Raw genomic sequence first — 11,959 nt, forward strand, 5'->3', positions numbered from 1 at the left:
CCCTGTGTGACGCGGATCACGGACGCAACCGTGACACAACGGTGTCGCGCCCTCCCGCCATCGTCGTCCTCATGACGACTCTCTCTTTCTCCGGCACTCTCACCGGTCTGGACCCCGACGAGCTGGCCGAGACGCGCGCCGTCAACGCCCGGACGGAGCGGATGCTGGACCGCCAGACGCCCCTGCACCTCCAGGACGACGCGCCGGCCGCCCGGGAGGAGCGCCGTTCGGGCGGCGGCGGATTCCCTCCCGTCGTCCTGCTCCCCGAGGCCCGGTGGCGTACCGTGACGACGCCGGACGGCCGCCGGGTCCCCCTGCGGGTCGTCGTCCCCGAGGGCGGAGGGCAGCCGGACGGGGTGTACCTGCACTATCACGGCGGCGGGGGCGTGATCGGCTCAGCCGACGGCCAGGACTCCCGGCTGCGCGACCTGGCGCAGGCGGCCAACGTGGCCGTGCTCAGCGTCGAATACCGGTTGGCTCCCGAGCACCCGTACCCCGCGGGCACGGACGACGCGGCGCAGGCCGCTCTGTGGCTGGTGGAGAACGCCGCCGCCGAGTTCGGCACGGACCGGCTGGTGATCGGCGGCGAGTCCGCGGGCGCCCGCCTCAGCGTCACCACCCTGGTACGGCTGCGGGACCGGCACGGGGTGCCGCCCGCCGAGGTGTTCCGGGCCGCGCAGCTCTCCTTCGGCACGTACGACCTGGCACTCGGCACCCCGAGCGCCCGCGGGGCGGGCGAGCGCAACCGGCTGATCAACACCCCGGTCCTCGCCTGGTTCCATGAGCGGACGCTGCCGGGCCGGTCGGCGGAGGAACGGCTCGACCCGGACATCTCACCGCTGCACGCCGACCTGCGCGGGCTCCCACCGGCCCGGTTCGTGGTCGGCACCGAGGATCCGGTGCTCGACGACACGCTGTTCATGGCGGCCCGCTGGTGGGCCGCCGGGAACGAGACCGAGCTGGTCGTGGCCGCCGAGGGCTGGCACGGATTCACCCTCTTCCCGACCACGCTCGCCCGCCGCGAGCTGGCCGCGCAGCACGAGTTCGTCCGCGCCGCGGTCAACGCCGGCGGCGGCGTCTAACGTGTGAAGCCATGAACCGCACCGAACGCCTGTACGCCCTCGTCGAGGAGCTGCGCGCGATCGCGCCCCGTCCCCGTACCGTGGGCTGGCTGGCGGCCCGGTTCGGGGTGTCGCGGCGCACCGTGCAGCGCGACATGCAGGCGCTGATGGAGGCCGGCGCGCCGGTGCGCTCCGAGGCCGGGCGGCACGGCGGGTGGTTCGTCGACCGCGACACCACGCTGCCGCCGGTCAACCTCACCGCCGCCGAGGCCCTGGCCGTGGCGGCGGCGCTGGCCGGGGCCGAGCACGCCACCCCCTTCTCGGCCGCCGGCCCCGGGGCGATGCGCAAGCTGGCCGCCGCGCTCGGCGCGTCGGCGGCCGAGGAGGTGCGGGCGCTGACCGAGCGCGTGCACGTGCTGCCCGGCGGCGCGCCCGCGGGCGTCCTGACCGCCGTCGAACAGGCCGTGGCGCGGCGGCGGGTGGTGTGGATCCGCTACGCCGACGCCGAGGGCAGGCAGAGCGAGCGGGAGGTCGAGCCGAGCGGGCTGCTGGCGGCGTCCGGGTCGTGGTACCTGATCGGATGGTGCCGGGAGCGCCGGGCCGGCCGCGGCTTCCGGCTGGACCGCATCACGGCGGCCGAGCTGCGGGAGGAGAGCGCGCCCGTACGCGCCATGCACGATCTCGACCACGAGCTGGCCGGCCGGGCCCGCCACGCCGAGAGCCTGCGCACGCTCAGCGTCCGATGACGGCCGCCGTTCGCGCTCCCGGCGGTGGCCGCACCCGGCGGTCGTCCCAAATCTGGGCATAGGCCCGCACGCCGCACTGTCGGCCGGTGGAGCCCGCCGGGACACTGGTGCCATGAACGCGCGCGAGAGCGAGGCCGCCCCGGAGCACGTCGAGTACGGGGGCGCCGTGTACGGCTCGCTGCTGGCCGCGTCCGTGGTCGCCGGCAGCGCGGCCGGCACGCCGAGCACGGCCGCCGACCTGGTGGCTCTGCTGATCAGCACGGGGGTGGTGTTCTGGATCGCGCACGTGTACGTCCGGCTGGTCGAGCACGGCCTGCACCCGATGACCTGGCGCAGGGTCCGCGCGGCGGGACGGGTGGAGTGGCCGGTCGCCCAGGCCGCGTTCCCCCCGGCCGCGGCGGCGGCGATCGCCTGGGCGCTGGGGCTGTCGGACGCCGTGGCCACGTGGGTGGCGCTGGGGGTGGCGGTGGCGAGCCAGGTGGCCTGGGCCGTCGCGGCGGCGGTCACGGCGGGGTCGGACAGGACCGGGATCATGGCGTCGGCGGTGATCAACCTGGTGCTGGGGCTGATCGTGGTCCTGCTGAAGACGTTCGTCGCCGGCCACTGACCGGCGTGACGGCTGACCACCCCGGCCGCTGACCGGCGCGGTCAGCGGGTGATGCGGCCCTCCCGCACCAGCCAGTCCACGGCCTCGGCGACGGCCTCCAGCGAGGTGTGGCGGGGGCGGTGGCCGAGCAGGCGCGCGGCCTTCTCCATCGAGCAGTGCGGGCTGTGCGCGATGTGGTCGTAGGTGACGCGGGCGTGCTCCTCCGGCACCGTCTCGCGCCAGCGCTCCCACGGCAGGTACGCCAGCCGCGCCTCGCGGCCGAACCAGCCCGCCACCGCCTCGGCGTAGCCGCGCAGCGTGAGCGCGGTCGTGGAGACCGAGTGGAAGCTCTCGCCGACGGACGCCGACGGGTTGGCCAGCGCGTCCATGAACAGCCGCGCCACGTCGTCGGCGTGGACGTGGTGGACGGTCTCCATGCCGAGGTTGGGCAGGGTGACCTCGTCGCCGTCGGCCAGGGCCTGGAAGACGCCCGGGTCGAGGTTGCCCGCCGGGTTGACCGGCACCCAGCCCGGCCCCACGATGTGGCCCGGGTGGATCAGCGTGGCGGGGAAGCCGTCGCGGTGCGCCCGGTCGAGCAGGTACGCCTCGATGGCGGCCTTCTGGCGGCCGTACTCGCCGAGGGGGCGGCGTGGACGGTCCTCGGTGGTGGGCACCCGGGTGCTCGGGCCGTGGATCCAGATCGTGCCGCAGTGCAGGAAGTGGCGGACGCGCCCGGTCAGGGCCTCGGCGAGCTGCCGGGCGCTGTCCTCGGTGAAGCAGATGAGGTCGACGACCGCGTCGGCGTCGAGCTCGGCGACGCGCCGGCCGAACTCGCCGCGCGCCTCCTCGGCCTCGCGGTCGGCGGTCACGGTGGTGACCCGCTGCCAGGCGCCGTGGGGCGTGTACGGCTCCCGCTTGCCCCGGCTGACGGCCACCACCTCATGGCCGGCGTCGACCAGCCGGGGGACCAGGTAGGTGCCGATGTGTCCGCTGGCTCCGATCACCGCTACGCGCATGCGCCACAGCCTAGACCGGCGGCCCGCCCCCGTACGAGGGCCGCCGGCCGGGCGGAGGGAACCGGAGCGGTGGGCTCCGGCGCGGCGCAGGAGGACCGGAGCGCCGACCTCCGGCCCGGCGGGGGAGGTCAGGGGCGCAGGGCGGCGGCGATGCTGTCGGCCAGCGGGGTCGTCGGGCGGCCGATGAGCCGCGACAGCTCGCCGGTCCTGACGGCGAGCAGCCCGCGCCCGATGGCGCCGTCGATGTCCTGCAGGAAGGCGATCATCGGCTCGGGCACGCCGGCGCCGGCGAGGATCTCCCGCTGCTGCTCGGGGGTCACGGCCCGGTACGTGATCTCCTTGCCGGACTGCCGGGACAGCTCGGCGGCGAACTCGTCGAAGCTCCAGGCGACGTCGCCGCTCAGCTCGTACGCCTTGTTCTCGTGGCCCTCGCCGGTGAGCACGGCGACGGCGGCGGCGGCGTAGTCGGCGCGGGCGGCGGAGGCGACCCGGCCGTCGCCGGCGCTGCCGAGGATGGCGCCCTGCTCCAGGAACTGGTCGAGGTTCTGCGTGTAGACCTCGGAGTACCAGCCGTTGCGCAGGAACACGTACGGCAGGCCGGAGTCGAGGATCGCCTGCTCGGTGTACTGGTGGTCGCGGGCCAGGTCGAAGTCGGCCTTGGGGCCGCCGAGGATGCCGGTGTACGCGAGGAGGCCGACGCCGGCCTCCTTGGCGGCGTCGACGACCGCCTGGTGCTGGGCGGGGCGCCGCCCGACCTCGTTGCCGGAGATGAACAGCACCCGGTCGCCGGTCGCGAAGGCGGAGCGCAGGCTCGCCGGGTCGCCGTAGTCGGCGAGGCGGATCTCGACGCCGAGGGCGGCCAGGTCGGCGGCCTTGTCCTTGTCGCGGACGACGGCGGCGACCTGGTCGGCGGGGACCCGGTCGAGCAGGTCCTTGACGGCGAGGCGGCCGAAGGCTCCGGTGGCTCCGGTGACGACGTACATGGTTGTCCCTTTCCTGGTGGTCTGCGGGGGCGGACCCCCTGTCGTGCGGACACCCCCACCTTGGCACTTTCTCTGAGAAAGTGCAAACTAAAAGAAAGTGCTAACCAGGGGGTAGCATCAGGGCATGGAAGCACTCGCACAGCCCGCCACGGAGGCGGAGCGGACTCTGCCGGCGCTGGAGTTCGACGTCTTCGCCCGCGCCTGCCCCTCACGCGCGACCTTCGAGCACATCACCGGCCGCTGGGGCTCACTCGTCCTGCTCGGCCTGCGTGAGCACCCCATGCGCTTCAACGAGCTGCGCCGCCGCGTCGACGGGGTGAGCGACAAGATGCTCACGCAGACGCTGCAGGCGCTCGAACGCGACGGGTTCGTCCACCGCAGCGCCCGCGAGGGGTTCCCGTCGCGGGTCGACTACAGCCTCACCCCGCTCGGCGAGCGCACCGCCGTGAAGCTGTGGGCGCTCATCGAGCTGCTGGAGGGGGAGATGCCCGAGGTGCTGAAGGCGCAGGCCGCGTACGACGAGCGGCGCTCCGGGTGACGCAGATGGCCGATTTCCCGGAATAAAGGGACTTTTGGCCCTTATCCCCGCGAGTCGCCGGCCAGGAGACTGTTCGGATGTTCCGCATTCGGATGTTGCGCATGACGGCGGGCGGGCCGGTGAGATGACCGCGCGAGACCTCAAGGAGCTGTCGCAGGCCGACGCGCTGCGGCTGCTGGCGGGCACGCCCCTCGGCCGGATCGTCTTCACCCGCCACGCCCTCCCGGCGGTGCGCCCGGTGAACCACATCGTGGTGGACGGGCACATCGTCATCCGCTCCAACCCCGGCACCGTCATCAGCGCCGAGGTCGCGCCCGCCGGCGCCGTCGTGGCCTTCGAGGCCGACGAGCTGGACGTGGCGGAGCGGCTCGGCTGGAGCGTGATCGTCACCGGTGTCGCCCGGCTCGTGGAGGATCCGGAGGAGGCGGCCCTCTATCGGGAGCGGCTCACCCCCTGGGTGGCGGGAGAGATGGACCAGGTGATCCGCATCCGCCCGGAAATGGTGACCGGATTCGAGCTGGTGCCCGCCGCGTCGTAGCCCGCCCGCCACCCCGGAATTCCCTGCGCGGGACGCGCCGGAAAACGCCGTGGACATCACCCGCGGCGCGCAATGCCAAACTGCTCCCACCGGAAAGTCTTCGGAATGCCGGCGGCCTGAAGAAGGCCGTTGTGAATGGGCGCCGCGGCCCTTTCGTTTTCCGGGCCCCGGGGTATCATGAGCGCATCGGAGTCGCCTTGCGGGCCCGTCGTCGGCGTGCGCGCCGGCGCGTCAGGCCGCTCGCCGCGAGGGCGGGCGGCCTTGCGCCGCCGGTCACAGGAAGAGCTGGACCGTCGCGTTGTCACCGGTTACCAGGACGATGGTCACGACTACGGCGATCAGGCCGACGACGAGAAAGGTGCGGCGCGGCGGCCGTACCCGGAACTCTCCGTCGATCCTGATCCTCAGGTTGCGAGAGGACTTCGGCATGACGCCCTCCTTCGGGCGGGTAATGGTCCGGCGGGGTCCGCTGGTTGACGGCCTATGGGCCCCGCCGGGCTGTTGATAATGAGCGTATCCCCACTAATGCACGCCGCCAATGATTTCCAGCTTCAACACGTCAATAAGGATTAGAGGCGGACCGTCACGTCGTCCCGGGTAAAGGCGGCGCGACGGAAAAATCATCAGGTCGATGCCGCCCGGCGGATTGAAATCGCGAACGGCCGAGCAGGAGAGCGCCTCTGACGCCGATTTCGCGGTCGTGGACCAGATGGACGGGAATCTCGTGCATCAAATCCGCGTGCTCGGCGCCCGCCGGGCGGAAGGCGGCCATCAGGCAGCCGTCGGCCATGAGGAAGTCGGCCACCCCCGGCGACCGGAGCACGCTCCCGCACAGCCAGACCGAGCCGCCCCGGCCGAGCGTCACCAGCGCCATCGAGCGCAGGAACTGCCCCAGGATCCCGCCGAACAGCCGCATCACCTGGACGCAGAACTCGTCACCGGCCAGCGCGCCGGCGATGACGAGCGGGGCGATGCCGAGCCGCTCGCTCCTCGCGCGCTCGACCCCCGCGGCGAGCAGCGGGGCGGGGTCGATGCTCAGGGCCACGAAGTCGTACAGGTGCGTGAACCCCCGGGCCCCGGAGATCGACTCCTCCACGGAGACGTGCGGGGCGGGGACGGAGGCGGGGGCGCGGGAGCCGCTCCGGCGCTCGCGCAGCCAGGCGAGGTAGTCGCTCTCGCGGCGGGTGCGCGGCTGCCAGGGGATGTGGCCGCCCTCGGTGCCGTGCGGGCGCCCGTGGGGGTCGAGGTGGCCGACGCCGACCCCGGAGTCCACGGCGACGACCAGCCGCGCCCGCCCGCCCGCCGGCTGTCCCGCTCCCGGGCCCGCGACCGCTCCCGGGCCCGCGACCGCTCCCGGGCCCGCGACCGCTCCCGGGCCCGCGACCGCTCCCGGGCCGTGGCCGGGAGCCCCCGGCGTTCCCGGGCTCGTGCCGAGGCCGGGGGTGAGGCGCTGGCAGGCGTTCTCGTCGAGCTCTCCGACGCCGGCGACCATCGCCTCCATGTCGTTCACGGTCTCCACCTGGATCCCGTACGTCGCGGCGAAGCGGTCGCGCCGGAAGAGCGGCCAGTCGGGCCGGTTGGTGACGCGGACGTCGCCGTCGGGGCGCGGCTGCCCGGCCACACCCGCGACCAGGAGCCGGGGCGTCCGCCCGATCATCGTCAGGCAGTGGTGCAGGAGGGCGTCGAGCGAGCCGAAGTCGGCCGCCCGGAACCCGATGGTCTCGCCCGTGGGCTCGTGTCGCACCAGAGCCGTCATGCCCCCGGCGTCCACCCCGGCCAGGCCCGAGCCGCCCGGCTCGACGGGCGGGAGCCGACGGTCGAGCCGGCCCCCGGGCCGGCCGCCGGACCGATCCTCAGGCAAGATCCTGTCTCCGTCCGCGAAGGCGGCGAGCCGCACCCTGTCGTGGGAGGTGGTGCGCGGAAGCCGGGAACGGCTCCGTCGAGCGGCGGTACGGAGCACATCATGACATTTGCGCCCTGCGTCGGACGGCTCAATCCGGAATATGTCCGGGGATTCTGGGCGGCATTTCTCGCGGGGCGTCGGAAAAGCGCAGCGACATAATGAGAATTATTCGGAAATATCGGTTTCCGGGATGGGACGATGGGCGCGGGCCACGGTGAGGCTGTCCTCGTAGATGTGGTAGCGCGTGATCAGGCCGTCCTCGACCGTGAGGTGCAGCGCGAAGGGCGAGGTGTAGGCGCGCCCGTTCGCCCGTACGGTCTGCCTGATGTGTCCCAGCACGACCGCGTCGGGCCCGTCCACCAGGATCCGCGCCACCGACGTGCCGTTCAGCTCGGGCACGTGGTACTCCTCCAGCATGCGGAAATGCCCGGCCACGTCGCCCCGGCCGGTGCGCCGGCGGATCCACGGGGTCGCGGGGTGCTCTCCCTCCGGCCAGTCGAGCTGCCAGTCGATCTCCTCGGCGAACAGCTCGGCGGCCCCGTCGTGGTCACCCTTGGCCATCCGGCCGAGCAGCTCGGCCACGGTTTCACGGGTGGCGTTCATCAGGCGTTCCTCTCTCTGCGCGGTGGTGCGACCCCAGTCTCGCGACCGCGCCTGACCGGAGTCGATTACCCGCGGGGTAATGCGCCTCCCTACCTTGAGGAAGTTTCGCAAAAAACAGATAATCCGCGGACCGATGAGTTTCCGCGCCGGCATCGGTCTGCACATCAGACGACCCAAGGGAGACGAAGATGATCAACGACCCCGCACTGCAGGCCCTGTCCAGGCTCGTCGGCACCTGGAAGATCTCCGGGGGACACGAGGGCACCGTGACGTACCGCTGGCTGAACGACTTCTTCCTCCAGCAGGACGTCCAGCTCGGCGACACCCACGGCATCGAGATCATCGGCCGGGAGCGGAAGCTGATGGCCGAGCCCAGCGCCGACATCAAGTCCCGCTACTACGGAGACGACGGCAGCACCCTCGACTACACCTACGAGCTCGCCGGCGACACCCTCACCATCTGGGCGGGCGAGCGCGACTCCCCCGCCTACTTCCGGGGCGTCTTCAGCCCGGACGACCGCACCCTCACCGGAGCCTGGGTCTACCCGGGCGGTGGCGGCTACGACTCCAACGCCGAGCGCGTCGACTAGCGCGCCGCCTCCTCCGCGGTCGCCTCGGAGGAGGGGGTACTCGCTCCGCGGTCGCGCCACGGAAGGACAACACGCTCCTTCCGTGGCCGCGCCGCGGAAGGACAGCATGCTCCTTCCGTGGTCGCGCCGCGGAAGGACAGCATGCTCATTCCGTGGTCGCGCCGCGGAAGAACACCTCGTCCAGGTCGCCGTGGAACTGGTCGGTCGACTCGTCGGCCTGGTCGGCGCGCACCCGCTTGCCGCCGATCGTGGCCCCGCCGAGCGGCGCGATCGGTCCCATCGGCGCGACCGTCCGGGCGGGCGGCGTCACCGGCTCGCGCGTCGCCGCGTCGAGGACCCGCAGCTCGAACAGCGCCGTCCCCAGCCGCGCGCACCGCAGCCGGTACCACCGCCCGACGGCCAGCCGGTACGAGCCCGCCCCCAGCAGCACCACGCGCGTGCCGTCTGACCAGCGGCACGACGGCCGGCCGCCGTCCACCTGGAGCTTCCACTGCGCGTGCCCCGGCCCGGCGAGTCCGTGCTGCCAGACGTTCATGCCGGCCCGCTCCGGCGGCTCGGCCGTCAGCCGCACGTCCGCGCCGAAGCTGAACCGTCCCGTCCCGCCGTCCGGCACGAGCCCGCCGGAGCGCAGGGGCCGGACGATCGCCTGCGGGCACGGGGCCGTCGCGCAGGCGCCGCCGGGGAAGCGCAGGAACCGGTCGCCCCCGCCGCGCGGCAGGGAGAGCACGCGTCCGCCGTGCGCGGTCACCACCGCGCCGTGACGCGCGTGGAACGTACGGTCGGCGACCAGCGCGGGCGCCGCCATGGCGCCGTCGTAGCGCACCGCGCAGGGACGCCCGGACGCGGCCGAGGCCACGCCGCCGCCCAGGGCCACGGCCAGCCCGGCCAGCACGGACAGCACCCTCGCCATGACGCCCAGTGCAGCAGCGCCCCGGCGCTCCGGTCAACGCCCGCCCGAGCGCGGCGCGTCGTCAACGGTGCCGTCAGCGAGGCTCTCAGCGGAGCTGGATGCCGATGACGCAGGTGTCGTCGTCCGTGTCGGACTTGCTGTACGTGAGCAGGTGGTCCAGCCGCTGCTCCAGCGACGACACCTCGGCCGTGGCGACCGTCAGGAGCTGGCGCTGCGAGTGCTCCAGGCTGCGGTCCTTGCGCTCGATCAGCCCGTCCGTGTACATGAGCAGCACGTCGTCCTTGTGGAGCTGCACGCTGCCCTCCTCGAACCTGGCCTCCGACAGCGCCCCCAGCAGGACACCCTCGATCAGCGGCAGCTCCGACGCCTCGCCGTCGCGCAACATGATCGGCGGGAAGTGCCCGGCCCGCGCCCAGCGCAGGACGCGCGTCTCCGGGTCGAACAGCGCGCAGACGGCCGTCGCGGTCACCTGCTCGGTCAGGTGGTGGGCGACCAGGTTGAGCCAGGTCAGGAGCTGAGCGGGCCCGGCCCCGGTGGTGGCGAGACCGCGCAAGGCGTTGCGCAGGACGACCATGCCGGTGGCCGCCTCGATGCCGTGGCCAGCCACGTCGCCGAGCGACAGCAGCACCTGCTTGGACGGCAGCACCACGCAGTCGTACCAGTCGCCGCCGACCAGGTGCTCCTCCTCGGCGGGCCGGTAGCGGACCGCGATGCGCAGGTCGAACGCCTCGATCGGGCCGTGCGTGGGCGGCATGATCGCCTGCTGGAGCTGCAGGGCCAGCCGGTTGCGCTCGGCGGCCTGCTGCTCGGTGTGGGCGAGCTGGTCACGGGTGGCGGCGAGCGCCACCTCCGTCCAGTGCTGCGCGGAGATGTCCTGGTACGCGCCGCGCACGCCGAGGAGCCGCCCGTGGACGTCGAGGACCGGCTCGGCGACCACGCGGATGTGCCGCGACACGCCGTCGCTGCGCTGGAGCCGGAAGGCCGTGGACGCGGGCCGCTGGTGGTGCATCAGAGCGCGCAGGAAGCGGCCGAGCGCCACGGCGTCGTCCGGGTGCGCGTGCCTCGGGAGCTGCTGGAGCGGGATGGGCGGCGCGGTCTGCGGCAGGCCGAGCAGGGTGAAGAGCTGGCCGTTCCAGGTGATCTCGCCGGTGACGAGGTTCTCCTCGAAGCCGCCCATGCGCCCGAGCCGCTGCGCGTGCTGGAGCAGGCCGGCCACCCGCGCCGCCTCGTCGAGCACCCGCCACAGCAGCAGCACGCAGTCGCCGTGGCGGCTGATGCTGACGTTGGCGACCGCGGTCAGCGGCACCTGGTCGATGATGGCGGTCAGCGGCATCCGCTCGGCGCGGAACGGCTCGCCGGTGGCGTGGACGCGCTCGATCTTCTCGAACAGGCCGCCCTCGCCGGCCGCCAGCGGGTACGCCTCCAGCAGCAGCGCCCCGTTGACCGCGCTGCGCGGACGGCCGGCGAAGTCGACGAAGTTCGTGTTGACGTGCTGGATGCGGAAGTCGGCGAGGCGGCCGTCGGCGTCGAGGTGCGGACGCAGGACCAGGGCCGGGTCGTGCAGGCCGTTGGCCAGGTCGAGCAGCTCGGAATCGGGCGGACGCGGGATCCAGCGCGTCTCCGGGTGGTCCTCCAGGGTGTGGGCGATCAGCTCGGCCAGCGCCTCCACCTGCCGTTGCAGCACCGGCGGCTGCGGCGGCAGCGGATGCGGCCAGACGATCTCCAGCACCCCGAGGATGCGCCCGCCGGTGCCCGCGGGGACCACGACCCGGCCGCCGCGCTCCTCGGGCAGCTGGCCGATCGACGGCAGCCCGGCCTCCGACACGTCGCCGAACCACACGGTGCCCCGCTCCACCAGCGCCTGCCGGGCGGGCGTGGCGACGCCGGGCGGCACGTACCGCCACCGGCCCGGCTCCCCGGGCGCGAACCCGGCCGCGCCGGCCAGGGTGAGCGAGCCGTCCGTGCCGGCCGCCCACACGGCGACGGCCGTCGCGCCGAGCGGTGCGAGCGCGTGCTGGAGCAACGACTCGCTGACCGCCTGGGTGTCGTCCGCGGCGAGGACGCCGCTCTCCGCCGTGCGCAGCCGCACGGCGACCGACACCCGGCCGTCGCCCGGCTCGCCCCCCTCGGCGGGCGAGCCCTGGCCGGTGGCCGCGCTGACGAACTGGCTGGCCGCCTCGGTCAGCCGGTCCTGCGCGGCCTGGTTGACGATGTCGGCGGCCAGTTCGAGCTGCGAGAGCCCGGCCTGCTCGGCGAGTGAGGAGAGCTGCCTCGCGGCCTCGCCCGGGTTGCAGCCCAGCCGCTCCACCAGGATGCCCTTGGCCAGCTCGATCAGGGCACGGCCGTCGGCCGCCGCGTGCGCCTCGCGCACCTCGCGGCGCAGCCGCTCGACGGTGGCGGCCAGCCGCCCGAGGCGGGTGCCCTCATCGGCGGGCTGCTGCGGGTCGTGCACGTCTTGCTCCTCGACGCTGGTTGGGCCGGCTGA

The 11,959-nt window shown here is 73.6% G+C and carries 13 protein-coding genes; 6 read left to right on the forward strand and 7 right to left on the reverse strand.

Annotated elements, in window-relative coordinates; translation table 11 throughout:
- Positions 1-71 precede the first annotated feature (71 nt).
- The 3 genes from HT134_RS27460 (at position 72) to HT134_RS27470 (ending at position 2,414) form a co-directional block, all read left to right on the forward strand.
- Complete coding sequence (locus HT134_RS27460; RefSeq protein ID WP_175603339.1) at positions 72-1,082, forward strand: alpha/beta hydrolase; 1,011 nt, start codon at positions 72-74, stop codon at positions 1,080-1,082.
- Positions 1,083-1,093: 11 nt separating this feature from the next.
- Complete coding sequence (locus HT134_RS27465; protein ID WP_175603340.1) at positions 1,094-1,807, forward strand: helix-turn-helix transcriptional regulator; 714 nt, start codon at positions 1,094-1,096, stop codon at positions 1,805-1,807.
- A 112-nt stretch (positions 1,808-1,919) separates the two neighbouring features.
- Positions 1,920-2,414: a hypothetical protein gene (locus tag HT134_RS27470; RefSeq protein WP_175603341.1), complete on the forward strand. Its 495-nt coding sequence runs from the start codon at positions 1,920-1,922 to the stop codon at positions 2,412-2,414.
- 41 nt (positions 2,415-2,455) lie between these two features.
- Here HT134_RS27470 and HT134_RS27475 read toward each other — a convergent pair whose 3' ends face one another.
- Together HT134_RS27475 and HT134_RS27480 are read right to left on the reverse strand one after the other, a co-directional pair.
- Positions 2,456-3,409, reverse strand: coding sequence for an NAD-dependent epimerase/dehydratase family protein (locus HT134_RS27475; RefSeq protein WP_175603342.1), 954 nt, complete (start codon positions 3,407-3,409; stop codon positions 2,456-2,458).
- Between the two features lie 128 nt (positions 3,410-3,537).
- Entirely contained in the window at positions 3,538-4,392 is an 855-nt protein-coding gene (locus tag HT134_RS27480) for an SDR family oxidoreductase (protein WP_175603343.1), read from the reverse strand.
- Between the two features lie 124 nt (positions 4,393-4,516).
- Between HT134_RS27480 and HT134_RS27485 the strand changes: the two genes are divergently transcribed.
- Together HT134_RS27485 and HT134_RS27490 are read left to right on the forward strand one after the other, a co-directional pair.
- The gene (locus HT134_RS27485; protein WP_175603344.1) at positions 4,517-4,930 is read left to right on the forward strand and encodes a winged helix-turn-helix transcriptional regulator; all 414 of its coding nucleotides are present in this window, start codon (positions 4,517-4,519) and stop codon (positions 4,928-4,930) included.
- 124 nt (positions 4,931-5,054) lie between these two features.
- Positions 5,055-5,468 carry a pyridoxamine 5'-phosphate oxidase family protein gene (locus HT134_RS27490; RefSeq protein WP_175603345.1) on the forward strand — a complete coding sequence of 138 codons (414 nt, stop codon included), beginning with the start codon at positions 5,055-5,057 and terminating at the stop codon, positions 5,466-5,468.
- Positions 5,469-5,741: 273 nt separating this feature from the next.
- Here HT134_RS27490 and HT134_RS27495 read toward each other — a convergent pair whose 3' ends face one another.
- The 3 genes from HT134_RS27495 to HT134_RS27505 form a co-directional block, all read right to left on the reverse strand.
- A complete protein-coding gene (locus tag HT134_RS27495) occupies positions 5,742-5,897 on the reverse strand; it encodes a hypothetical protein (protein ID WP_175603346.1) in 156 nt (51 codons plus the stop codon).
- Between the two features lie 154 nt (positions 5,898-6,051).
- Complete coding sequence (locus HT134_RS27500) at positions 6,052-7,329, reverse strand: glucokinase (protein WP_175603347.1); 1,278 nt, start codon at positions 7,327-7,329, stop codon at positions 6,052-6,054.
- A gap of 207 nt (positions 7,330-7,536) precedes the next feature.
- The gene (locus HT134_RS27505; protein WP_246365526.1) at positions 7,537-7,974 is read right to left on the reverse strand and encodes a nuclear transport factor 2 family protein; all 438 of its coding nucleotides are present in this window, start codon (positions 7,972-7,974) and stop codon (positions 7,537-7,539) included.
- Between the two features lie 188 nt (positions 7,975-8,162).
- Between HT134_RS27505 and HT134_RS27510 the strand changes: the two genes are divergently transcribed.
- Complete coding sequence (locus HT134_RS27510; protein WP_175603348.1) at positions 8,163-8,564, forward strand: hypothetical protein; 402 nt, start codon at positions 8,163-8,165, stop codon at positions 8,562-8,564.
- A gap of 145 nt (positions 8,565-8,709) precedes the next feature.
- On the opposite strand, the gene HT134_RS27515 is transcribed toward HT134_RS27510, so the two are convergent.
- Entirely contained in the window at positions 8,710-9,474 is a 765-nt protein-coding gene (locus tag HT134_RS27515; protein ID WP_175603349.1) for a LamG domain-containing protein, read from the reverse strand.
- Positions 9,475-9,559: 85 nt separating this feature from the next.
- Complete coding sequence (locus HT134_RS27520; protein WP_312888476.1) at positions 9,560-11,926, reverse strand: SpoIIE family protein phosphatase; 2,367 nt, start codon at positions 11,924-11,926, stop codon at positions 9,560-9,562.
- Between the last annotated feature and the right edge of the window lie 33 nt (positions 11,927-11,959).

This window comes from Nonomuraea rhodomycinica (assembly GCF_013363995.1).
Taxonomy (GTDB): domain Bacteria; phylum Actinomycetota; class Actinomycetes; order Streptosporangiales; family Streptosporangiaceae; genus Nonomuraea; species Nonomuraea rhodomycinica.